20 protein-coding genes and 6 pseudogenes are annotated in these 23,037 nt (G+C 66.8%); 14 read left to right on the forward strand and 12 right to left on the reverse strand.

From position 1 onward, the window contains the following. The first annotated feature begins 878 nt into the window (after nt 1-878). Together IE321_RS21080 and galE are read left to right on the forward strand one after the other, a co-directional pair. Nucleotides 879-1,217, forward strand: a complete 339-nt coding sequence (locus tag IE321_RS21080) for a hypothetical protein (protein WP_190224113.1) — start codon at nt 879-881, stop codon at nt 1,215-1,217. Between the two features lie 479 nt (nt 1,218-1,696). Continuing rightward, a complete protein-coding gene (galE, locus tag IE321_RS21085) occupies nt 1,697-2,680 on the forward strand; it encodes a UDP-glucose 4-epimerase GalE (RefSeq protein ID WP_268257416.1) in 984 nt (327 codons plus the stop codon). Between the two features lie 223 nt (nt 2,681-2,903). Here the strand turns inward: galE and IE321_RS21090 are convergent. Then, nucleotides 2,904-3,713 (reverse strand): annotated as a pseudogene (locus IE321_RS21090) (transposase family protein). 221 nt (nt 3,714-3,934) lie between these two features. Here IE321_RS21090 and IE321_RS21095 point away from each other — a divergent pair. The 5 genes and pseudogenes from IE321_RS21095 to IE321_RS21115 all read left to right on the forward strand — a co-directional run. After that, nucleotides 3,935-4,360, forward strand: a pseudogene (locus tag IE321_RS21095) (ATP-binding protein); the annotation flags it as partial. A 34-nt stretch (nt 4,361-4,394) separates the two neighbouring features. After that, nucleotides 4,395-4,919 (forward strand): DUF1877 family protein, encoded by a 525-nt coding sequence (locus IE321_RS21100; RefSeq protein ID WP_190224115.1) that lies wholly within the window; start codon nt 4,395-4,397, stop codon nt 4,917-4,919. Nucleotides 4,920-5,057: 138 nt separating this feature from the next. After that, a complete protein-coding gene (locus IE321_RS21105; RefSeq protein ID WP_226652889.1) occupies nt 5,058-6,713 on the forward strand; it encodes an ISL3 family transposase in 1,656 nt (551 codons plus the stop codon). Between the two features lie 255 nt (nt 6,714-6,968). Then, the gene (locus IE321_RS21110) at nt 6,969-7,277 is read left to right on the forward strand and encodes a hypothetical protein (protein ID WP_190224117.1); all 309 of its coding nucleotides are present in this window, start codon (nt 6,969-6,971) and stop codon (nt 7,275-7,277) included. 69 nt (nt 7,278-7,346) lie between these two features. Beyond that, nucleotides 7,347-7,505 (forward strand): annotated as a pseudogene (locus IE321_RS21115) (IS5/IS1182 family transposase); the annotation flags it as partial. Nucleotides 7,506-7,532: 27 nt separating this feature from the next. On the opposite strand, the gene IE321_RS21120 reads toward IE321_RS21115, so the two are convergent. Beyond that, nucleotides 7,533-8,108, reverse strand: a complete 576-nt coding sequence (locus IE321_RS21120) for an Imm21 family immunity protein (RefSeq protein WP_226652890.1) — start codon at nt 8,106-8,108, stop codon at nt 7,533-7,535. Between the two features lie 141 nt (nt 8,109-8,249). Between IE321_RS21120 and IE321_RS21125 the strand changes: the two genes are divergently transcribed. Next, nucleotides 8,250-8,705 (forward strand): hypothetical protein, encoded by a 456-nt coding sequence (locus IE321_RS21125; RefSeq protein ID WP_190224118.1) that lies wholly within the window; start codon nt 8,250-8,252, stop codon nt 8,703-8,705. 636 nt (nt 8,706-9,341) lie between these two features. On the opposite strand, the gene IE321_RS21130 is transcribed toward IE321_RS21125, so the two are convergent. Further along, complete coding sequence (locus tag IE321_RS21130) at nt 9,342-9,815, reverse strand: DIP1984 family protein (protein WP_190224119.1); 474 nt, start codon at nt 9,813-9,815, stop codon at nt 9,342-9,344. A gap of 454 nt (nt 9,816-10,269) precedes the next feature. Here IE321_RS21130 and IE321_RS42115 point away from each other — a divergent pair. After that, nucleotides 10,270-10,445, forward strand: a pseudogene (locus IE321_RS42115) (ATP-binding protein); the annotation flags it as partial. 100 nt (nt 10,446-10,545) lie between these two features. Then, nucleotides 10,546-10,929, forward strand: a complete 384-nt coding sequence (locus IE321_RS21135; protein ID WP_190224120.1) for a barstar family protein — start codon at nt 10,546-10,548, stop codon at nt 10,927-10,929. A 76-nt stretch (nt 10,930-11,005) separates the two neighbouring features. Here the strand turns inward: IE321_RS21135 and IE321_RS21140 are convergent. The 7 genes and pseudogenes from IE321_RS21140 to IE321_RS21170 all read right to left on the reverse strand — a co-directional run bounded on the left by IE321_RS21140 (nt 11,006) and on the right by IE321_RS21170 (nt 15,664). Then, nucleotides 11,006-12,198 (reverse strand): IS3 family transposase gene (locus tag IE321_RS21140; RefSeq protein ID WP_226652891.1). Its coding sequence is split into 2 segments (ribosomal slippage): nt 11,006-11,934 and nt 11,934-12,198, totalling 1,194 coding nucleotides; the frame shifts between segments, so codons are not numbered across the junction. 543 nt (nt 12,199-12,741) lie between these two features. Further along, the gene (locus IE321_RS21145) at nt 12,742-13,239 is read right to left on the reverse strand and encodes an SMI1/KNR4 family protein (protein WP_190224121.1); all 498 of its coding nucleotides are present in this window, start codon (nt 13,237-13,239) and stop codon (nt 12,742-12,744) included. Between the two features lie 218 nt (nt 13,240-13,457). Next, nucleotides 13,458-13,832 carry an ankyrin repeat domain-containing protein gene (locus IE321_RS21150; protein WP_226652988.1) on the reverse strand — a complete coding sequence of 125 codons (375 nt, stop codon included), beginning with the start codon at nt 13,830-13,832 and terminating at the stop codon, nt 13,458-13,460. Between the two features lie 609 nt (nt 13,833-14,441). Beyond that, nucleotides 14,442-14,666 (reverse strand): hypothetical protein, encoded by a 225-nt coding sequence (locus tag IE321_RS21155; protein ID WP_190224165.1) that lies wholly within the window; start codon nt 14,664-14,666, stop codon nt 14,442-14,444. Between the two features lie 93 nt (nt 14,667-14,759). Continuing rightward, nucleotides 14,760-14,862, reverse strand: a pseudogene (locus tag IE321_RS21160) (IS5/IS1182 family transposase); the annotation flags it as partial. Between the two features lie 75 nt (nt 14,863-14,937). After that, nucleotides 14,938-15,432, reverse strand: coding sequence for a hypothetical protein (locus tag IE321_RS21165; protein ID WP_190224122.1), 495 nt, complete (start codon nt 15,430-15,432; stop codon nt 14,938-14,940). A 49-nt stretch (nt 15,433-15,481) separates the two neighbouring features. After that, on the reverse strand, nt 15,482-15,664 hold the full coding sequence (locus IE321_RS21170) for a hypothetical protein (RefSeq protein ID WP_190224123.1): 183 nt from the start codon (nt 15,662-15,664) through the stop codon (nt 15,482-15,484). 523 nt (nt 15,665-16,187) lie between these two features. On the opposite strand from IE321_RS21170, the gene IE321_RS21175 reads away from it, so the two are divergent. After that, on the forward strand, nt 16,188-16,550 hold the full coding sequence (locus IE321_RS21175) for a hypothetical protein (protein ID WP_229916489.1): 363 nt from the start codon (nt 16,188-16,190) through the stop codon (nt 16,548-16,550). A 204-nt stretch (nt 16,551-16,754) separates the two neighbouring features. Here IE321_RS21175 and IE321_RS21180 read toward each other — a convergent pair. Next, nucleotides 16,755-17,733, reverse strand: a pseudogene (locus IE321_RS21180) (IS5 family transposase). Nucleotides 17,734-17,820: 87 nt separating this feature from the next. Here IE321_RS21180 and IE321_RS21185 point away from each other — a divergent pair. The 3 genes from IE321_RS21185 to IE321_RS21195 all read left to right on the forward strand — a co-directional run bounded on the left by IE321_RS21185 (nt 17,821) and on the right by IE321_RS21195 (nt 21,280). Beyond that, complete coding sequence (locus IE321_RS21185; protein ID WP_190224125.1) at nt 17,821-18,969, forward strand: AI-2E family transporter; 1,149 nt, start codon at nt 17,821-17,823, stop codon at nt 18,967-18,969. Between the two features lie 611 nt (nt 18,970-19,580). Continuing rightward, nucleotides 19,581-20,048 carry an MSMEG_6728 family protein gene (locus tag IE321_RS21190; protein WP_190224126.1) on the forward strand — a complete coding sequence of 156 codons (468 nt, stop codon included), beginning with the start codon at nt 19,581-19,583 and terminating at the stop codon, nt 20,046-20,048. A 53-nt stretch (nt 20,049-20,101) separates the two neighbouring features. Continuing rightward, complete coding sequence (locus tag IE321_RS21195) at nt 20,102-21,280, forward strand: spore photoproduct lyase family protein (RefSeq protein ID WP_190224127.1); 1,179 nt, start codon at nt 20,102-20,104, stop codon at nt 21,278-21,280. Between the two features lie 14 nt (nt 21,281-21,294). Here the strand turns inward: IE321_RS21195 and IE321_RS21200 are convergent, their stop codons facing one another. Continuing rightward, nucleotides 21,295-22,962: an ISAzo13 family transposase gene (locus IE321_RS21200; RefSeq protein WP_190224128.1), complete on the reverse strand. Its 1,668-nt coding sequence runs from the start codon at nt 22,960-22,962 to the stop codon at nt 21,295-21,297. Nucleotides 22,963-23,037 lie beyond the last annotated feature (75 nt).

Consider the following 23,037-nt stretch of genomic DNA (forward strand, 5'->3'; position numbering starts at 1 on the left):
TCTGGCCGGCCGCGCCGGTCACGGTGACATTCACGGGAGTGCGGGTCATGGCGATGTCCTTCTATGTGGTGGAACAGCGGAGGCCAGAAGCACTGAAGGCAGATAATTGGATCAGTCGTAGCTACGAGTACGGGCTGAGGCAGCCCAACCTTCGTAGTTCTGCTCAGGGCGTTCCTGCTTAAGGGCTTGGATGGTCTGCGTCGCGATGGACCGTCTCGCATCGAGAGTCCTGCTGTGGCTCCGGTGCGGGTGTGTTCGCTGTATCAGGAGCTGCGGGGTGAGCCGTCCTGGTCGCACTCTCTCGCGCCGGTAATTCGGACCAAGCCTGCAGGATGGCGGCTCGAATGGTCGACGCACCCACCGCCGTACAAGAAGAGGCAGCAAGATGCCGCAGCAGACTGCGCGGAGAGGGTGCGGCCATGACCCACGGTCGCCGCGAGAGAGAGGACAAGTTGTCGTACGCACGGGAGCGCCCAGCCCTCTCTTGCCTGGCACGCGCGCCATTGGCACGCAAGCCGTTTCCTCCCTCCATCAGATTATTTCCTTTCTCTGGGGCTTCCCGTGAATTGCTGCTCCAGCCGACGAGGGGCACATGAGCTTGCGGAGACCACTACGATCTGGAATTTTCGCACCCTCTGCTAGCCACGATGGGGCAATGCATACCTAAATCAGTTCTATGCCAACTGAGCCTCTTTCACTCTCCAGCACAGGATGAAAGAGGCTCAGTTGGCTCGCAAGGCGCCCTGCCGGCTTTCGAAGGTATCAAGCGTTGCCATACACACGCTCTATGGGCCCATAGGAACCTCGGGACTACTGGTGTTCAGTGAGCCGAAGCAGACTCCTTCCTGACACCCCGCGATAACTATGAGGAGAACGCCATGACGCATCGGCAGCAAGATCAGGGTGAATACGACGAAGTCCGCAACCGAACCGACGCTTCCAGCGCCAACGCCAACGAACGAGTGGAGCGGAGGGGCGACGTCTGCGAGGCGGTCTCACCTCAGAACTCTGGCCCCCGACGAGGCGCTTCCAACTACGCCAGTTCCAACCAGCCTCACCAGTCTGCTGAAGGGGACGCGGTCACTCAGGCGACCCAGCACCACGGCTCCACTCTCGACTTCCGCCCGGTGCAGAAGATCGCCGAGCACCTGCGGGCCGATCAGGACAACGTCGATCCCACGTTCGGTGGAGCTGCGCACCAGTCCCAGGAGCGCTGATCTAGGGATGTGACGTGGAAGGTGCCCGCCTTGGTGTAGCAACCGAGCCGCAACCTCGTGGTGGCGGCACCTTCCCTTTTGCTGACCCGGCAGCACGCCACGGCCGACTGCCGGTGGCCTTCCCCAGATTCTTCAGAACCCCGTCTACGGCTCTCGCCGCCCTATCGGCACGTCAGACATTTATGAGCCCAAGTCGAAGGGGCCCAGGAGCAAGCCGTCGTGGTGCCCGCGCCCGCGATGATGACGAGTCAAACCCGCTCAGGCTCTGGCGCCAAAAGGGGCAATCGCAGGATAGGAAACGGCAAGAAGATGCCGAATGATCGGTAGCAGGAACCAAGCGGTAGCGAGCAGATCGCCGTGGATCCTGTGACCGACACCGGATTGCCATGGTGCATCGCCGACACGTGGGCCCTGTGGCATGCGTTACCCGAAGTTCTTCATCGCATCGAAGAGGCATGAAAGATGAGAGGCGTAGGCGCGTGAAAGTGTGGCTCGTTGCAGGAGGAGCCGGGTATATCGGCTGCCACGTAGTAAAAGCGATGCGCGAGGCCGGGGAGAATGTTCTCGTAGTGGACGATCTGTCTACGGGGGACAAGGAGAAGCTGCCGGACGGCGTCCCGGTGATCATCAAGAGCATCCTGGATGAGCGAGCCCTCGAATGGATCTTTGGCGAATACGAAGTGGAAGGTGTAGTCAATCTGGTGGCGCGGACACAGGTTGGCGAGTCAGTGGAGCACCCGCTGGCACACTATCGCCAGAACGTCGAGGGGTTCAGGGTCCTGCTCTCTGCCATGCAGCGGGCGGGAGTGCGCAAGCTCGTGTACTCTTCCAGCGCCTCGGTCTACGGCACGCCGGAGGTAGACCTTGTCACCGAGGACACCCCATGTACACCGGTGAGCCCCTACGGCCAGACGAAACTGATCGGCGAGTGGCTCGGAGAGGCTGCCCACCGGGCGTTCGGGGTTGACGTCATCAATCTGCGCTACTTCAACGTAGCGGGGGCCGCAACGCCGGCGATGGCGGACAAGCGGGTGCTGAACCTGGTCCCGATGGTCTTCGAGAAACTGACTGCTGGCCAGGCTCCCGAGATCTTCGGGGACGACTATCCGACCCCAGACGGCACCTGCATACGCGACTACATTCATGTCGCCGATATCGCCTCGGCTCATGTGGCTGCCGCTCGCTATCTGAGGGAGCACCAGGGAGTGGCGCGGACCTTCAACGTAGGGCGTGGTCAGGGGCTGTCCGTGCGGGAGCTGATGCAGGTCATCGCGACCGTCACCGACCTCACCGAGGTCCCGGCGGTGATCGGCCGCCGACCCGGCGACCCAGCCAAGGTCGTCGCAGACGCCACCAACATCCAGCGGGAACTCGGCTGGAAGGCGGACCACAGCATCGCTGACATGGTCACCAGCGCCTGGCAGGGCTGGTGCACCCAGCAGGCTGAATCTCGGTCCTCCTGACGCCCAAAGCCTTTCCAAGGAGGCACGTGCCGGTCCTTGCCAGCAGTACAGGGGACACCGCTCCAGCCAACCCGTTTGCCGCTGCCGGCGTACTGCCTCACCCAACAAGAACGTCCACCTCGACGGCAAAGATGCTAGGACACCTCTTTGCTGGCCAGTCTTCCCACCAGGGCCAGCCCACTTGCTAGGGGCCCTGCAGCGCGCTGCCGCGACTGAGCCTCTTTCATCCTGAATAGTTGCAGGTCAGCAGGGTGTGGACAGCTTGGACGACGGTGCTGATGCGGCGGGTGGAGCATCGGGCCCGGCGGAGGATGCGTCAGGCCTTCAGCTGTGCGAAGGCCCGTTCGCCAGGAGCTCTCAGACGGGCGTGGTCGCGGTTGAACTGCTGGTAGTGCTCGGGTTGTTCGCGGTGGTGGTAGTAGGGGGTGCGGAAGGTGGCGCCGGCACCCTGGTAGGCGCGGTCGGCGAGGACGAGGATCTGCCGGGTGAGGCAGGCCTGGACGACGGCTGTGGGAGCGGACCGCGGTCAGGCCATGGGTCCTGCCTGGAGTGGCGCGGGAGAACCAGAGCGGTGTGCCGTCCGGGCGGGCGATGACCTGCACGTTCACGGCTGTGTTTGCGGTGTTTCATCGAGTAGTCGGCTCGTCCGCGCGTATCCGGTCGATCGGGATCAGGGCGGCTGTCAACGATGCCGTGGTCGCCTTCACCGACCCCGGTGAGGGCTTCCTGGAGACCGGGTGCCCAGCCGGCCAGCACGTCCAGGGTCTCGTCGACGTAGCGCCAGGCGGTGGCCTGGGATATCCCGAAACCGGCCCCGAGCTGCGAGAACGTCTCGTTCTTCCGCAGGTGCACCAGCGTGAGAAGCGCCTGCTGGAAGCAGCCGAGCTTGCGCCGGCGGGTGTTGCGGGCCTGGCGGTGCTCGTGCAGCAGCCAGGCGACATGCTCGACGAGCTCATGAGGGACATCGAGCACGGCAGGATATGGAAACCTTCAGGGCCCCTTCGGTCGCCGATGTGATGAGTGGAATCACCACGCCAACAACCAGGGGCCTTGCCTCGTCACCACACCCTCTGACCAGCCCATTTCACCCACCAGCACAGGATGAAAGAGGCTCACTGAGCTCTTTCAGAGTGGCCACTGGCCGGGTGACGGGCAGGTGTCCCACAACGCACGAGGCTCCTGTGCCGTTGAGAGAGGTGTTCGACGTCTCAACTCATCAGCGCAGGAGCCTCGTTGGTTCCATATCCTGCCGCACTCGACAAGACCCACATCGCCCAGGCCCTCGGCCACCTCGCCGTCCGCCAGGGCGCCCACGTCCGCTTCGCCAAGACCAGCCGCATCCTCGCCGGCCTCGCCGGCGGCCACGCGGACCGCACCTGGGAGAAACGGATCCGCGAACTCGTCCGCCCCGACGTCCTCATCCTCGACGACTTCGCCATGCGGCAACTGTCCGCGGCCCAGGCCGACGACCTCTACGAACTCGTCTCCGAGCGGCAGGGACGCTCGCTGATCATTACCAGCAACAGGGCGCCCAGCGACTGGTATCCCCTCTTCCCCAACCCCGTCGTCGCCGAGTCCCTCCTGGACAGGCTCATCAACACCAGCCACCAGGTGATCATGAACGGGCCGAGCTATCGGCCGAACAAGCGGCCCAGGAACCCCACCGACAAGACCAAGTAGGAAAACCGGTGGACGTCGTCGCGATACTGCCGTCATGGCCGTCACTCAGCAACTCGCCCGCATCCCGGCAGAGTATCTCGCCTCCTGCCGCCAGTCAGCCGACGCATCGCCGGATGGAGATCCGCTCTGGGATCCACCATTCGCGGACGTCCTCGACCTGGACTGGGCACCGTTCCCGATCGAACGGATCTGCGAGATGGGAGGTCTCGGCGGCGTCCGTCGAAGTGCTCTCCGGCAAGCTCTCAAGGGCGACACTGCCATCGACCTCGCCTTCCTCAACACGCCTCCGCATTCCATCGCCCCCTTCGGGTCAGACCCCACGGCCCTCTCAGCGGCTCAAGTGGACCGTGTTGCGCAACTGCTCGGGCAGATCGACTTTCCGGCCCTCCTGGCCGCCCTGCCGCCAGAGGAAGCCGAGGCCGCTGCCTTGATCGACAACGGCGCAGACAAGATCGTCGGTGGCCCGAAGAAGTACGTGCTGGGGCACTTCAACGCCCTGCGCAAGTTCTACCATGCTGCATCCCAACGGCAGCTCCTCGTCGTGCTCTGGTGGGACTGACCCGGACCGCCTCACCGTCGGCTCACGTCAGCAGCTGGGGAATTACGTGAACTTCCGCCTGGGGAATTATGGGCTCTGTCGGGGATCTTGTGATGTCACAGGGCTGAGCTGGGCAGTCTCCGGGTGTGCGGTTCAGGGGTGTTGGGGCGGTTGTTGCCGCATCTGTCCGGTGTTGTCATCGAGTCGATCAAGCGAACGGCCGGGGTCATCACGCTTCGCGCGGGGTGCCAGAAGTCTCCGGTGAGATGCCCGGGATGCGGTATGCCGTCGTTTCGGGTGCACGGCCGGTACGTCCGCCGGCTCGGCGACGCGCCTGTGGCCGGCAATCCGGTGGTGATCGAGCTGACCGTGCGACGGTTCAAGTGCCTGAGCAGCCGGTGTCCGGCGGTCACGTTCGTCGAGCAGATCGAGGGGCTGACCAGGCCGCACGCCCGGCAGACGCAGGTACTGCGGTCGATGCTCACCTCGATCGCCCTCTGCTTGGCGGGCCGGCCCGGCGCCCGCCTGGCCGCGGCCCTCGGGATCCGCATCGCCAAGGACGCGCTGCTGGACCTGCTCCGCTCGGTTCCACAGCCACCGGTCGGCGCCGTCAGATTCCTGGGAGTGGACGACTTCGCTCTACGCAAGGGCGACTCCTACGCGACGATCCTGGTTGATCTGGAAGCCCGTCGCCCGGTCGACGTCCTGCCCGGCCGGGACGCCGAACCGCTGGCCGCATGGCTTCGCCGGCACCCGGAGGTGGAGGTGATCTGCCGGGACCGGGCCGGCGCCTATGCGGAGGGGGCCCGAAACGGTGCCCCGCAGGCGATGCAGATCGCCGACGCATGGCATCTGTGGCGGAACGTCGCCGAGGCGGTGGAGAAGACGGTCGGTTCCCACCACGGTTGCATCCGGGCCGCGTTCGCGGCGACCCCGGTCATGGCGGAGGCGACCGCGACGGACCTGGGCACGCCGGAGCCGTCTGAGGCGGTGGCCGTACCGTTCGTTCCGCCGGACGGCACCCTCGACGTCAGCGGCCAGCCCCGGCGTCTGGTGGCCCGCACGACCCAGAGATACGAGGCGGTCCAGGCACTGTTGGCCGAGGGGAAGCCGCTGGCGGCGATCGGCCGGACGCTGCGGCTGGACCACTCCACCGTCCGCCGCTTCGCCCGAGCCGGCAGCCTCGACGAACTCCTGGTCAAAGCCACCAGCCGGCTGTCCATACTCGACGAGCACAAACCCTATCTCCATGCCCGCTGGCTGGAGGGCTGTCACGACATACCCCAGCTCCACCGGGAACTGGTCGAGCGCGGATTCACCGGCAGCGTCCAGTGCCTCCGCCGCTACTTCCGCGCCTTCCGGCCTGCCCGTCAACCAGGACGGAAGCGGCAGCCGGTGTCCCGGCCGCAGCCCAGGCCGGCCCCGAAGCCCCGGCGCATCGTCCGCTGGATCATGACGAACCCCCAGCACCTCGCGGCCGCCGACGCCGCGGAGCTGAAGGAGATCCGCACAGTCTGCCCTCACCTCGACGCCGTCACACGGCACGTCCACGACTTCGCCGAGATGCTCCACCACCTCCGGGGAGACCAGCTCCCGGACTGGATGGAACGCGTCCTCGCCGACGACCTCCCGGCCCTGCACTCCCTGGTCAGCGGCCTACGGCGAGACTTCGACGCCGTCACCGCCGGCCTCTCCACCCCATGGAGCTCCGGGCAGGTCGAGGGCCACGTCACCCGCGTCAAGCTCATCAAGCGCATGGCCTACGGCCGAGCCAACCTCGACCTCCTGCGCCAACGCGTACTCCTGGGACCATAACCCTGCGCCAGGGACCTCCCGCTGTGAGATCGTCCGAACCTGCCGTCTATTCTGAACGCGTTCAGTCGGGTGGCGGGTGGGATGCGGATGAGCACTTCAGCGAGACGGTGGTCGGCTCTGGTCGCCGCGTTGGCGTGGGCTTGCGTTGCTTGCGCTGATGCAGGTGGAGACGCGGCTCGCATTGATCAGTCGGCGCTTACGGGCGAGTGGAGTAGCCCTGGTGGCGCTCTTCTTCACTTGCGGGCGGACCACGGTATGACGGGTGAAAGCCTGAACAGTGCGATGCTGGGAGGCACATCGTGCCCGGACGCTGTAACCGGCCACTGGAGCTTCTTCAGCGCATCCGACGAGGCGGGTTCCTCCTTCGCTGACGACGCGCTCACCAGCGGCGACACCGTCTCCCTGAGCATCGACCCTCCGAAAGACTCCTGTCTCTTGTCGGCTCTGGTCCGGCGGGACGAGCACGGACTCAATCTCTGCCTGGTAGAAGACCCTGATTCCGACTGTTCCGCCGAAGAACTTCTCCGCCTTGAGTCAGCATCGGCAGAACAGGCTGCGAAGTGACCCACCACCCCTGCCTTTGAAGGAGCATCACAAGATCCCCGACAGAGCCGAATTATGTGAGCGTCCACAGCGGGGAACCGGTCCCACGCGAAGATCTGAGCCCTGGCCGAGAAGGCCGTCGCCACCCTCAAGTCCTGGCGGCTTCTCCGCAAACTGCGGTGCTCGACCACCCGGATCACCAGCCTCGTCCAAGCCGTCCTCGCTCTGCATCTGACCAGCTCAGGATGAGGATGGAAAAGGCTCAGTTGAGACCTATTACGCAGGAAGGAGCTGGACGATCCCTACCCACGGAAAGTCGGCCGTCTTGTGAAATGCGCGAACGCTCCAGCGTCCCGCCGGCACGGAAACTTGGGCCTGCTCCGGCAAGCCCCTCTGATCCGGGTACTTCACGGCCAGGTCGGCTCCGGCTACAGCGGTGTCCAAGAGAACCGCTGCCCCATCGGTCTCCCAGACACCGCAGTCTTCCCATTCGGTTGCGGGGTCCTCCATGACGGTCTTGGCGGCTTCAAGCAGCTCGGCATCAGAGTCGGCGGCAAGCCATCGCAGGAAGACGTTCTGCTCAGAGAGGTAGCAGGTCGTGGCGGGCTCGTCGGCCAGTACCAGCCCGGACCCCTCGGTGCCGACGGCGACGATCCCAGCCCAGCCCTCCACATCACAGGCACGGTCGTAGTCGTCGGGCACATCGGTTCCGCCGACGATGACTCCGTCTTCCGTGCATCCGCCCCACTGGTCCAGCGCAGTGACCGGGACAACGATCAAGGGGCCACCCATCGACTGCACCCAAGCAAGATCGGTATGGGCGTGACGAGCGAGGTTGCGAGATGCGGTCATGCGATCAGTCTGCCGTGGTCGACTGACAGTGCCTGCGGCGCCATTCCACACCGACGAGCGTGTGTGACTGGTCGAGACAGCGGTCACGTGGCCACGATATTTGTCACTCGTGTCGGCTCGGCGGGCTGCCATCATGCTCAGATGGCCCAAGACATAGTGTTCTTCCTTGCCCCCGACGACGAAACTGCCGCTGGGACGCGCCTGCGGGGACCTGGTGAGGCCTTTGAGTCAGTGGCCTGCCGTTCTATTGAGCCGGACAGTGCCATCGCCGAGTGGGACATGTACTTCGAGGAGCCTTCGGCTGAGGCCCCGACGCTTGAGCAGCTCTATGCGTGGCGGCCGTGGCCGGAGTGGGTCACCGCCCCACTGAACGATGGCGTTGAGGTGTTCGCTCTGCCGAAGCGACTGACCCGAGCGCTGGGCAACGCGAGCTCTGCCGAACTTGAAGAGCTCGCAAGCCGCTGGATCGCGCGGCTGTGGTCCGAGGACGGGGACGACATGACCGAAGATGATCTATTGGCCGTCCTGCAGGAAGTTGCCCGGCTCGCGGCCTCTGCGGTGAACACGGGTGGCGGCCTCTACAGCTGGAGCTTTTGAACGCCGGGTCTGGTGCAGCCCAGGCGTTCACCCTTTCAGCGACCGTGAATGCTGTTCGCCAGCCGCGCTGATGCCGAAGCACCCCCGCCTCGTCTTCAGTAGCCAGAGGCGTGAGGCTCTCATGCCGAAGCCGTCCGGGCGAGCGAGATGTCTGTCCGCCACACCGCATCGCCTTTCGCTGCCGTAGGCCGTGCAACAGCAATGGGCTGAGGAAGCGGATGCTACCGATCCAGGAAGCGACCGGCCGAAGCGATAGGGGTTGACCAGGAGCGCCCACCCAGGGGCAGAAACGGACGGGCTCCTTCGGCGGCTCTTCACCGGAATACCGCAGCTCCGGAACAAGTGCACTTCGCCAGTAAAGACGAAGAGGTCGCGAAGTAGGTGCGAGGGCCGTGCTGATGCGCACGGCCCTCGCACGGGTGTGGGGCCCCGTTCCCGCCCTCGTCGTACGGATCTGCACATGGTGGTGAGCTGTGCGTTGTGCACTGTCACTTGTACGCGGTGCTGAGCTGCACTGTTGATGGGGAGTTGAACCCCTGCGTTGCTCTTCACGCGCCAAGGGCCGGATAGACCGCCGGCCCGCGGTGTGTGCACGCCTCCGTGGCGACTATCTGCTTCCCACACCCAGCTTGGGGGTCACTCCTCGATCAGGTCGATCTCCCAGTTCGTGCGCTGGATCAGGGTGTCCACCTCGCGGAGCTCCTTGGCCATGACGTCCGCCTGAGCGCGGAGCTCGGCGACCGGTAGAGCAGAGAGGATCCTCAGCTCGGACCGCATCTGCCGCACCGCACCACGCTGGTCGTGCCCGGAAGCGGCGTCGGCGGCGGCAGTGGTCACCGAGTGGCGCAGCCGTAGGACGTCCCGGCGAGCGAGGGCATCGGTCAGGGTGCCGCCGCCCTCGATGATCGTGGTGGAGTTGGTCCGGTTGATCTGACGGATCAGCCGCTCCAGCTCCTCCAGCACCTCGCCCACCTCAGCCAGTACCGCTGCGGCGTTCTCGGCCGGTTCCTCGCCCTCCTGGTAGCGGGCGCTGCCGATGACGCGCGCCCGCAGCTGCTCGACGCGTCGTACCGCAGCCGCGCGCTGCGCGAGTGCTTCAGCCAGTTTCACCGCGACATCACCCCAACGTCCTCCTGATCGTCCGGTAAGTATGCACGTCAGAGCCTGCGGCATGGTGTGTGGGGCAGGGGCAGTCGGACTGACCCTGCAGATGCCGGCCGGGCACGGGGAACAGCATCGGCCACAACCTCCCCACCTAGGAACGGAGGGTCCATCCCCGCGGGCGCAGGGAGCACACAACCGGCGCCCCGCACATGCCCTCGTCGCCGGGGCCATCCCCAAGGGCGCGAGAAACAGGCGCCCTCCGACGCCTGCTGGTGCTCCAACTGGAGCCCATCCCCGCAGGCGCCGAAAGCATCGGCGGGCGGCCTCCTTGTGGGCCCACACCGAGGGCTCATCCTCACGGGTGAGGGAGCAGGGCTGGCTCAGGGTGGTGACGAACCCGGCCCGGGGGTCATCCGCGCGGGTACGAGGAGCAGGCGGCGGGCGTTGGGGCCATCCCCGCGCAGACGGGGATCAGCTGAACAAGACCGTCGCCCGCTACGGCCACGTCGACCTGCTCTGCATCGACGAACCCGGCTTCATGGAACTCGACGGCACGGCGCCGAACTCCTCCTCCAGGTCCTGGCCGAACGCGAGGAGAAGAACAGCACCGCCATCACCTCCAACGAATCCTATGGAAAAGCGCACATGTTCCGGCGAACCCGTGCGAGGTACTGCCTGAACAGCGCAGGTTCAAAACGGATAGGCGGGCCGCCAGGCCGGACGTAATCTGAGGGCTGTGACGGTGAGATACGTGGTGGACGGCAGCCGGGTCAAGACGCTGGAGGACTTCTGGCAGGTCGCTGGCGAGAGCATCGGCTGCGGTGGTTACTTCGGCCGCAACCTCGATGCCTTCGCTGACTGCCTCCGCGGCGGCTTCGGGACTCCGGACGACGGCGACTTCATGATCGAGTGGCGCGACCACGAAGTCTCCCGCCAGAACCTTGGACACCACGAAGCCGCCCGTCAGCTCGAGATGTGGCTCGCCCGCTGTCATCCGACAAACAAAGACCACATGGCCGTCAGGCTGGCGGAAGCCCGTGCTGGACGCGGCCCGACCGCCTTCGACTGGCTGGTCGAGATCATTGAAGAAGAACTACCGGGGGGCCTGCTCCTTCGTTAGCCAGGCGGCCTGGTCACGGAGCCGGCAGACGGCCCTCTGAGCTGCCCCGAGTTTCGTAGAGTCCGGTGGTCTTGGTTCAGGCGGACTGCGGGGTCTGCTCCTGGGTTCGCCAGAAGGCTTCCTCGTACTCGGCGGGCGGAACGTAGTCGAGCGCGGAGTGAAGGCGTTCTTCGTTGTACCAGGTGATCCACTGGAAAATCGCCCGTTCGACCTGGTCGATGTCCTTCCAGAGGCCCTGCATCTCGATGAGTTCGGCCTTGAAGGTGCCGTTCAGGGCCTCGGCCATCGCGTTGTCATACGAGTCCGCGACCGACCCGACGGAGGCAGAGGCGCCGATGTCCGCGAGCCGGTCGGTATACCGAATTGACACGTATTGCGACCCGCGGTCGCTGTGATGGATGAGGCCGGAGTCCTTCTTGATCCTCCGCCTCCACAGCGCCATCTCCAGAGCGTCCAGCGGGAGCTCGGTTCGCATGTGGTTCGCGACCTGCCAGCCGACGATCATTCGCGAGTACACGTCCAGGACGAACGCCACATACGCCCACCCGGACCAGGTGCGGACATACGTCATGTCCGCCACCCACAGCTGATCGGGCCGCGAGGCGGTGAAGTCGCGGTCGACCAGGTCCGGCGGCCGGGGTGCAGACGGCTCCGGGACCGTGGTGCGGCGGCGCCGGCCACGGATGACGCCTTCCAGGCCCAGCTCGGCCATCAGCCGCTCGACCGTGCAGCGGGCCACGACGACGCCTTTGCGCCGAAGCGCGCGGGTGATCCGGCGGGTCCCATAGGTGCCGCCCGACTCCGCATGGATCTCCTCGATCAGCGGCATGAGCGTCTCGTCGCGGAGCCGGCAGGCCGACTTCGCCCGCTTCCTGCGGGCGAAGTACGTCGACGGCGACAGCTCGAGAACCCGGCAGATGGGATCGACCCCGAGACCCTTCTGGCGCAGGTGGTCTATCACCTGCTCGGCCTCGTCCGGGAACGGTCGATCTCCTGGGCAAAAAACACCGACGCGGCCTTGAGGATCTCGTTCGCCCGCCTCAACTCGGCATTCTCTTTGCGAAGTTGCCTGAGTTCGTCCTGATCGGCGGAGGTCAGCCGGTCGTCGCGTTTACCCCGGTCGGCCTCGGCCTGGCGGACCCAGCCACGCAGGGCCTCCTTGTGGATGCCGAGGTCCTTCGCGACGTGCGCGATCGGGCGGCCGGTGCTGCGGACCTCGCGGATCGCGCGCTCCCGGAGTTCGTCCGGGTACTTACGTGGTGCAGGCATGGTGCTCGTGGATCTCCTTCGCCAGGATCGTAACCCTGGCATCAGGGACTCCATGAAACGCAGTACGGCTCACTCGTCGACATGATCGGCGAGATAAATCAAAGTGGCCTGAGAGTCTATCCCCGCGGGCGCAGGGAACAGGTGCTGCGGTCCCACCCTGTGGCCCAGCAGTTGGGGCCATCCCCACGAGCGCGGGAAGCAGCACTGGGCGAGCCTGATGCCGGCCCCAGGCCGGGGTCCATCCCCACGCCGGCGGGGAGTGGATCAGCATCGCCGCCTTCAAAGGTCCACCCCTGCGGGCACAGGGAAACAGATCGGGGACGGCTTGCCGTCCGGGCCGACCCGGGTTCCATCCCCGCAGGAGCAGGGAGCAGCGATCCAGATCGAGGCCGTCAAGATCGACGTCAGGACCATCCCTGCGGGCTGATGACGCTCTTTGAGATCAGCTGCCCTCTGCTCAGTGGTGCCCCCGAGACCTGCTCGCGATTTTCCAGTCTGGAGTGAGGTGGCCTCCGTGGGGCTGGTTTGTTCCTCGGCTGGTGGTCAGGGCTGGTTCACGATTCGTCGGCCGAGCTGTTCGAGGAACTCCTGCAAGCTGGACGCGGCGACCTCGAAGTCGTCAGACCAGGAGGCCGTGGTGGACCTCCAGACCTGTCCGCTGTCTCCGATCGCGAGCAGACGGCCCCCGCCGTCGCCGGCGAAGACCAGTGCGATCGATTCACCGTCGATCGGGGCAGGGCCGTACTCGCGGAAGTGTTCCGCCACCGTTGCCGGCGAGTGGATGAAGTACCCGTTGTCGACGTCGGGCAGGGAAGCCTCGCTGATCACCCAGTAGAGCGTGGTCAGGTCGGAGGGGATCGGCGTCAGGTCCACGAGCGCGTCCGTCGCCCGGTGGCTGTCGTCGCTCGCGAGCATCACGGCGTTGAGGCCGGGCGGGAAGCCGTGCGTGGAGAGGAAGGACTGCATCAGCTTCGTCAGCGCCGCGTCGGCCTGTTCCCGCCAGGTCCGGACCCATTGCGCGTCAAGCCGCTCACCAGGCACGTTTTCCCCTCAAATACGCGTGGGACGCGCCGGCGCGAGCCCGGAAGAACATATCGGAGGGGGGTAGCCTGGCCCCCTCCCCGGGAAGCGGCCAGACCCATCATCGCTAGCAGGGCTCCCGAGATCACCTCCCTGCGGCGGACTTCCTGAGCACCGCGGGCAACGACTTCGTCTGACCGTCACCGATTGGGACCTGCCCGGTCGATCATCGGCAAGAGCTACCGCCGGCGGATCCTTCTGAATCGAACTTTCAGCTTGGTGGGGCGGGTGCTGAACCGGTCCATCAGCCTGATCGCCATGTCGTGGCGGTGCTTACCGGCCCAGTCGTAGGCGGCTTCGCCGTTGACCGCGAGATGTGGATCAGCACCGTATGCCAGGAGAATCGCGGTCAGTGCGCTGTCGATCGGTTCCCCCGACTGGTTCGCCACATCGACTTCCGTGTCGATGGCGTGCATCAGCAGAGTCATCTGGCAGCAGACCTCGTCAGCGTCGACTCCCTCGTCGAGGATGCGCGTGAGCGTGGCGTGGTCGCTCAACTCCACCGCTTGGTGAGCGGGCGTCCAGGGGCTCTTCAACGTCAGGGCATCCTCCATCTTCACCCCAGGCATTCTGCCCGATGGAAAGCGACCTTGATCGGCCGGACAGGCCCTGACAGGGCCCGGCGGCCTTCAGCCGCCGGGCCCTCACACGCGCTCTTCGCTCCCCAGACTCCCCCCTCACTTCACACTGCAACGAAGTGGAGGGAAGAGCATCCCTGGCTGTTTTCGGAGATCCTCATCAAGGCCTACCAGCAGTCGACGCAACGGACGTGAGCAGATGTTGGAGCGGGCCCAGGAGCTGCCGGGAGGAGCGTGGGCGGTGGACGCGTCCGGGTCGGTCACAGCCGGCCGCGGAGAGCGGGGGCTGACTGTAAGGGCTGGGCGGCTCTCTGGATGGCCTCCGGGCAGGAGCATGTCTGGGCCACGACCGATTTCGGCACCACAGCGAGATAGCTCCGTTCCCGTCCAGGCCACCGAGACCGTGTACGAGCCGTGTACACCCCGCTCCCGCTGACTGGCCCGGGCGCGGCACTCTGGAGACCGTGCAGGAAGCCCCGGAGCCTCCCGCACTGTGCGCAAGGCGAGGCCAAAACACAGGGCAGGACCCGGCCGGGGTGACTACGGGGCCCGGCCGGGTCCTGGTCGTGTGGGCTGTGGCCGCTATCAGAGCCCGGCGTCGCGTGTCCTGTCCTCGTCGCGCTCGCGGTTTGTCTCGGCCCGGCCGCGGCGCTTGAGCTCCTCAGGGCTCTCGCCTCGCGTCCTCTCCCGGCCCGCGCCGGAGCCGACGGGATCCTGGCCCGGGCGGCGCAGGTGCTCCTGCTCCTGCTCCTGCTCCTGCTCCTCGCGACCTTTACCCGGTTCCTGGCGCTTGTCCTTCATACCACCCATGAGGCGCCTCCTCCGCGATGCGTATTTGCCTCGACTTCATGCTGACACGAAGAGTGACGGTTCACATCATTTGTGCCACTGAGGGAGCCTCTTTCATCCTGAATAGCTGCAGGTCAGCAACGTGTGGACGGCCTGGACGATGGTGCCGATGCCGGGTGGAGCATCTGGCCCGGCGGAGGATTCTCCAGGACTTCACCAAGAACCTCACCTGACCGTCCCGTTTCCCGGCGATCGGTGCGAAGGGGCTGCTCGCATTCAGCGGTCGACGGTGTCAGCGGCAGGCGCCCTCGTTGAAGGTCGCGTGGGAGACGTAGAAGGCGAGCATGTCGGGGCCGGGTGGCGGCAGGTCCTCCGTTCCAGGGAAAACCACGGGCGGCTCCTTGTCCGGAGTCAGTGTGACGCGGACGCAGTACTCGGCGTCGGTGTCCTCAGTGCTCACGGTGTAGCCGCCGTCCTCCTCCTTGCGCATCTCGACGCCGTATCCGGGTCCGATACCGCTCTCCCGGATTGCCTCGGCAATCAGGAAGCCATGGTCGCCCGCGAGACTGGTGTAGTGCCTTTTCCCATCCAGATCCGCGACGCCCTTGCGGACGGCGTCGCGGATCTCACCCTCGCTCCACGTCGAGTCGGCCCACATGCCGAACAGCCCGCCGAGCGCGATGAGCGGCGCCAGAACGATCAGCGCGCGACCAACCGGATTTCGATGGTTGTAGACATACCGGCCGCTCCCCCACCCGCTCCTGACGAAGACCGGCTCCTCGCTCACCACGCCTCCCATCCAGGATCGGCCCAACCCGGGCCCGTCCTCACGACGTTCACCCGCGACCAGCGATGCGCGCGAGGTTCGCGGCCGCTTCCCGGACGATCGCCGCGCTGATGTGGACCGGGATGTCGTGGTTGACGAGTTCCTCCTCCTGTTCTTCGCCCTTCTTCCAGGACACGATGAAGGGCTCCGTGGTGTACGCATTGGCCACGGCCCACTCGCCCTCGGACGACATCGTCGCCACCCCCGTGTTCGGACGGCCGGAATCGTGCCATCGGCCAGGGGCGCCGCACAGGGCCTACAGGCCGAGCACGAGTAATCGATCATACATACGGGAACTCCCGGCATGGCCAGCCCGCGTTCCTCCCGTACGAGAGAAGCCCACATCAACGACAGACCCGAAGCCGAGGAAAAGAATCCCTCCAACTTCGCTCCTCAGGCTGTTGGTTGAGTCGGCAGCACAGCGAAGCCCTGATGGACGGGCTCTCGACCAGGAGAACGATCCCCACCAGAGGCCTCGCACGCTTGCCCGCCCGCCAGGGACCGACGTATCAAAGTGAGCAGCGGCCGCCGAAAGCAGGCGTGCTTGCGTCGGCGGATGTTGCGGGCTTGGTGCTCACAGAGCGGCCAGTCGGCATGCTCGACGGGCGCATGCGGGACGTCGAGCATGGCTCCATACGGAACCCACAGGACCCCTCGGCCACCGGTGCGATGACCGTACTGGGCAACCTTCCTGCCGCCTGGGCGGTCAAGCTGTCATGCTCCTCTCGTCTGAAGACGCCGGTATTTGGATCCTGCCCGTGGTGCTCCTGTTCGGGGTTGTTGTCGTCTCGCCCATCGCCTGTGCGGTACTTGCCGGGCGAGTCGTCCTGCGCATCGCGCGGTCTGCGGTTGCGGGTGACGCCTGGGCTGCGTTCACCCCCGGAACGTGGCTGCTCGCCGCGGCATCGGGCACGTGCGGCGCGATGTGCCAGTTCACGGCCTCATTGTTCGGCAGGCCTGCCGCATGGGTCGAGTCCGCGAGCTTCGTCTGCGGCTGCTTCGCCCTGGCCGCCGGGGCGATCGCGACGTTCACGGCAACCCTTAACCGGTGCCACAAGGACGGCGTAGACCGTTCGTAAGAGCACCTGACGCGATCCTGTTGAACGTTCCCGGTCAGCCGTGACCAGTGTGAATACCCGGCTCCGGATCATGAGCGATGGCCCGCGGGCGATAGTCGAGCCGTTGCCGCCGCCCTGACTCGAGAAGGCTCCTGGCCCACGGCCGGTTCCGGACCGGTTGTGCCTGCAGGGCGCCTTACGAGTTGGGCCTGTGTGATGTCGTGATCACGCGGTGGTCTTAAGCAGGTCGTCGATCCAGATCATGGAGGCTCGGAAGTGGAGGCCGGCGAGGTAGCTTTCGGGTGCCTTGTCGTAGCGGGTGGCGATGCCTCGCCAGGCTTTCAGCTTGTTGATCAAGCGTTCGACGGTGTTCCGTTCCTTGTAGAGGCCGGCATCGTGGCTGATGGACCGGCCGCCTCGTGAGCCCTTCTTCTTGCAGTCTGCGGCCTGGTTCTTCTTCTCCGGGATGACTGCTTTGATGCTGCGTTTTCGCAGGTAGCTGCGGTTTCCGCGCGACGAGTAGGCCTTGTCGCCGGCGACTGCGCCGGGTCTGGCGCGGGGACGGCCGACCGGCAGACGGACTCGCACCTTCTCGAGCACGGGGATGAACTGCGGACTGTCCGCGGCCTGCCCGGCGGTCAGGACGAACGCGAGCGGACGGCATCTGCGGTCCGCCGCGAGATGAATCTTGCTGGTGAGGCCGCCCCGGGACCGGCCGAGCAGGGCTTGCTTCAGGCGGAGCTTGCGTCGGCGCCGGATGCGCCGGCGCTCGGCCTGTCCGTTCTGTTCCTGCGTGCCACCCCTTTTTGCCGGGCTGTCTCCTGCTCCTGCGCAGCTTCCTCCAGGGCCGACATGAGGTGCTTGCTGACGCGGAGCCCCGCGGCGTCATGGTGGGCGCGGATCGTGGTGGAGTCCACGCTGACCAGCGACAAGTCTGTGTGCTCCACGCGGGCTGCCTGAGCGATCAGGCCTTCCAGCAGGGCGGTGAACACACCGGCGTCCCGCCAGACGCGGAAACGTCCGTAGACGGTGGCCCATGGGCCGAACTCGGCAGGCATCTCCCGCCACTGACCGCTGGAGCGGAACCGCCAGATCACCCCTCGAACTGTTCCCGCAAACGCTCCGGATACGGGCCGTACCTACCGATCGACAGATACGGCTCGATGAACTTCCACTGAGCATGGGTGAGTTGCCTACGTGTCACGACCACAGCCCTACCGAGCCCCTCCCCACGAAGAGCGCAGAACCCGGCAACTGATCACAACATCACACAGGCCCTAGGGTGACCGGCATGTCTGCCTCTCTCAGTCCCGCGAGAACCCGTGCCGCACTGCACGCCTCGGCCCGTATATCGGCGGAGCTGCTGCTGGTCCTCTTGGGCACCGCGGTGACGATCTGGCTGCTCGGCCGGATGTGGTCGATCGTGTGGCCCCTCGTCATCGGCCTGCTGATCACTACGCTGACCTGGCCCTTCGCCCGCTTCCTGCGCCGCCGCGGCTGGCCGCCGGCGCTCGCCGCCGCAGTGGTCACCGTCCTCTTCCTCGCCGTCACCGCCGGCGCCGTCGCGCTCATCGCCGTACCGGTCGCCTCGCAGTCCGGCGAGTTGAGTGACGGAGTCGTCGAGGGCATCCAGCGCCTGCGCGAATGGACCGCAGGTCCGCCGCTGAACATCGGCGACGACCAGATCACCAGCGCCCTGGACACCGCCACCGACCGCCTCCAGAACAGCGTCGGCTCCATGCTGACGACGCTCGCCACCGGCGTCGGCACGGTCTTCAACGGCGTCGTCACGGCCGTGCTCGCGCTTTTCCTGATGTTCTTCTTCCTCAAGGACGGGCCACGCTTCCTGCCCTGGCTCGCCCGTCAGCTCCCCGGCCGCCTCGCCACCGACGCCACCACGATCGCAGAACGCGGCTGGGACACCCTCGGCGCCTTCGTACGCTCCCAGGCGGCGGTCGGTCTCCTCGACGCCGTCCTCATCGGCATCGGCCTGTGGGTCCTGGACGTCCCCCTCGTCCTGCCGCTCGCCGTGCTCACCTTCGTCAGCGCCTTCGTGCCGATCGTCGGCGCGCTGTTCGCCGGGTTCGTCGCCGTGCTTATCGCCCTGGTCTCCAACGGCCTGACCGACGCCCTGATCGTGCTCGCCATCATCGTGGTGGTGCAGCAGCTGGAGGGAAACGTCTTCCAGCCCATCATCCAGAGCCGCGGGCTCGGTCTGCACGCCGCCGTCGTCCTGCTGGCCGTCACCCTCGGCGGCAGCCTGGCCGGCATCGTCGGCAGCCTTCTCGCCGTGCCCGTCGCCGCCCTCATCGCGGTGGTGTGGGGGTACGTGCGCGAGCAGTTGTCCGAACCGCCGCGCCACGACCCCGACGGGGGTACGGAGCCGGGCCCCGGCGGCGGCCCTGAGGCCGTCGCCCCGGCCGTGCCCCCGGCGTCCTGAGCGGGCCGTCGCCCGCCGCGTACCGCGTGCCGAGCGATACGGGTAGGCGGCAGGCGCCCTCCGCTCCCCCGGGCGTCGCCCGGACGTCGCTGATGCCCCCGTCACCACCAGGGGGCGGGGGCGGGCGGGGCACTGGTCGCGGGACGGTGCCGCGGTGGGAAGGTCGCCGCCCTGCCGGCCTTCGGAGGGTCTCCCCCGGCCGAGAGGAGGAGGCGGGTTCTCTCGCCGTGGGCCCTGCCGCCGGGCGGGAGGCCCTGCTGGTGCGCGAGTGCCGTCGTCCTCTCCGTGTGCCCGTGAGACCCGTCGGCTGTCCGTGGACATGCGGCGGCCCGCGCGCCCCGCGGGAGGGGTGAGCGGGCCGACTGCTCGCTCATCGAGGTGCCTCGAACCCGAAGGAGGACCTTCAGGGGTTCCGGGGGCCTCGGAGGGAGTCCTTGACGCCCCTGGCCTGTTCCTCCGACTTGCCCGCGGCCTCTCGCGCCTTGCCCTTGACCTTGTCCGCCATGGGTCGACTCCTTTCCAGGATGAACATTCACCTACAAATTAGGGCAGATGCGGGGTTTCCGATTATCCAGTCGAGGGGGCGGGCCGGGGGCGGGGAGCAGATATGCATGCAGACTTTTCTTCCGTACGAGAGTTTCTCCGCCTCCGCCGCCGTGCTGGACCCGAAGCGTCTGGGGAAACAGCGCGTCGAGGCGCTGCAGGTGTTCCGGGGGCTGACCGTGCCGACGTACGGGTGGCGGCGGCACCCGGCGGTGCGGATGTGGGCCGGGTACGAGGAGGCGCTGGTGCGGTACGGGCTGGACGTCTGCGCCGTGTGGACCGGGCAGGGGTGGGCCGACACCTGCGCGGTGACCCTGCTGGACGACTACCGTGCCTGGCGGCCCTCGGGCACGGTGCGCGAGCAGGCCGAGCTCGCACGGGCGGGTGAGCTGCCGCCATGGCTGGGGAACCCGGCGTTCCACCGCAGTCACCGTTCGGCGCTGGTGCGTAAGGACCCGGCGCACTACCGGGGCCGTTTCCCCGACGTGCCGGACGATCTCCCGTACGTGTGGCCCGCGTCCGACCGGAAGGGGTGACGGGCGGGGCTCGTAGACTGGGCAAAGACATCGGAATCGGCGGCGGAGCGGGTATGGAGCGGCCTCAGGAGACGGACGGGGAGGCCGAAGGGCTGTTCGGGGTGGCGGAGCTCGTCGCCGCGTCCGCGCCGGCCGGGGCGCGCGAGGGGCGGGCGTTCCGGGACGGGCCCGAGGCGGCGCGGCTGCTGCGGGTGGCGGAGATCCACACGGAACCGGGCGCGGCGGCGTCCTGGCGTGGGCGGCAGATCATCGCGCGGTTCCCCGGTGCCCGGGTCGTCGAGACCGGCTCGCACTGGCGCATCCCGCACCTGCACGGCAACGAGGGGAATGTCGAGCACTGGGTGCGGGTGAAGCGGGAGACGCTCGTCCTGGGCGAGCGCTCCTCCCTCAGCGTCCGCCCCAACGGCCGCTCCGCCGACTGGATCGCCCCCGGGCTGTCCAACGGCTGCGCCATGGCCTGCGCGTACTGCTACGTGCCGCGCCGCAAGGGCTTCGCCAACCCCATCACCGTCTTCACCAACGTCGAACGGGTCCTGGCCGCGATCGGTCGACACATCGCCGCGACCGGACCGAAGAAGGAACCCAACCAGTGCGACGAGCGGGCGTGGGTGTACGACGTCGGCGAGAACGGAGACTGTGCGGTCGACGACCTGATCAGCGACAACACCGCCGACCTCGTCCGCGCCTTCCGCCGCTGGCCCACCGCCAAGGCGTCCTTCGCGACCAAGTTCGTCAACCCCGACCTGCTGCGGCTCGACCCCCGCGGGCGTACCCGGATCCGTTTCTCCCTCATGCCGCCGGACGACTCCCGGCTCCTCGACATCCGCACCAGCCCCGTCCCCGCCCGCCTGGAGGCCGCCGGCGACTTCCTGGACGCCGGGTACGAGGTGCACTTCAACCTGTCGCCAGTGGTCGTCCGGCCTGGGTGGCGGAAGGCCTGGGGCGAGCTGCTGCGAATGATGGACGACGTGCTCCCGCGGCGGGTGAAGGAACAGGCCGCGGCGGAGATCATCATGCTCACCCACAACGAGGACCTGCACGGGGTCAACCTCGGCTGGCACCCGCGCGCCGAGGACGTCCTGTGGCAACCGGACCTCCAACAGCCCAAGAGGTCGCAGAACGGCGCGCTGAACGTCCGCTATCGCACCCCGGTCAAACACGAGGCCGTCGAGTCACTGACCGGCATGATCGCGGAACGGACGCCGTGGCTACGAGTGCGCTACGCCTTCTAAGGGCTCGCAGAGAATCAACATGCTGACTTGATCTCCGTGGGTCTGCTGGTGGCGAGGAACGCGGTGACGTCGGCGGGTGTGCGGAACCTGGCTGTCGAGGGTCGGACGGTGTAGCCGTGGTCGGCAAGGAGGGGCTGGACTTGGTGAACGGCCCTGGTGATGGTGCTGGCGTTGACGCCGAAGAGCTGGGCGATCAGGTCTCGGGTGCCGAGTTTGCGCAGGTAGAGAATGGTGGCCAGGACTCGGTGAGCGGCGGTCAGTTTGTCCTTGGCGCCGGCGCCGCGAGCCCGGATGCGGTCTCCTCCTCGCTGCTGTGACCGCCCGTGTTCACGTAGCTCATCGAGTCTCCGGGACAGTTGCTCGACGAGTACCTCCAGTGCCGGCTCGGTCATGCCGGTCAGTTCCGGGTTGCGCAGCCCGCCGGCGCGGGACTGTGGCGGCAGGCCCTCGGCCACTCCGGCAGTGTCGTCGCGCTGTGGATAGAGGGTGTAGTTCCAGTCGCCGTGGAAGCGGTGCCGGTGGATGGGCAGGGCGTCGATGTCTGTGTCGGTGACCTTGATGCCGGTGTCGTAAGTGCTCGGGTCGAGTTCGGCGTGGACGGTCAGTCCGGTGTGGGTGGTGGTTGCTTTGATGCTGTTCACGATGACGTCGTGGCTGGTCAGGGGCCTGCCTCGCCAGTTCATGGAGATGTGGGAGAACAGCCGGTGCTCAATCTTGTTCCACTTCGAGGTGCCCGGTGGCATGTGGCAGACCGTGATCTCCAGGCCGGTTTCGGCAGCCAGGGCGGCGAGTTCGGTCTTCCAAGCGCGTGTGCGGTATCCGTTGGAGCCACCCGCGTCCGCGGTGATCAGCAACCGGGTGGCCCGTGGGTAGTCGCGGCTTCCACGGGCCTGCCACCAACGGCGGATGGAGGCGACGGCGAACGCGGCCGTGTCGTGATCGGTGCCGACGCTGACCCAGCCGGTGTTCGCGGCGATGTCGTAGATCCCGTAAGGAATCGCCTTGCCCGGTCCTTGGCGGTCAAGGAAGTCATGGGTCCTGACCTGGGCCGGCAGTCCTTTCGGATGCCACTCGCGGCCTCCGTTCTTGTACTGGCCGACCAGCTCCTTCTTCTTGGTGTCGACGCTGATCACCGGGTCGCCAGCGCCCATATGTTCCTTGGCCCGGTCGTTGATGTAGCAAAACCGGGCATCCCGGTCCGGATGCCGCCTCCCTTCGAGGGTCTTGGCGTTGGCCTGGAGACTGAACCCCTCCTCCCGCAGCAGGTCGGCGACGGTATCCGCCGAGATGTGGTGGCCCCGCCCGGTGAGCTCGCCGGCGAGTCTGCGGGTGGACTTCGTCGTCCACCGCAGCGGCGACATCGGATCCCCTCGCATATCCGGCTCGACCAGCGCCAGCAGTGCGGGCCGCAGTCCTGGATCCACCTCGGCCGCCCGCTTGCGCCCGCCACCGGGGCGGCGGACCCGGCCCAGCGGTTCGGCCCCCGCCTCCAGCTCGTCCACTCCCTTGCGCACGGTGGTCTCGCTGACCTGAGCCGCCCGGGCGACCGCCCGGATACCGCCGTGGCCCAGGATCCTGGCCTCGGCCCCCATCATCAGGCGGCGCTGCCGCTCGTTCAGGTGCGGGAACAACACCTGGAATTTCAAAGCAAGTTGACCACGGACCTCGTCAGATATGCGCATACCACACCAACGAGCCGAACCGAGGGAAGCAACACCTTGATTCTCTGCGAGCCCTAAAACGACGGGCTTCTCTGC

Origin of the sequence: Streptomyces hydrogenans, assembly GCF_014656075.1 — a bacterium.
GTDB lineage: Bacteria > Actinomycetota > Actinomycetes > Streptomycetales > Streptomycetaceae > Streptomyces > Streptomyces hydrogenans.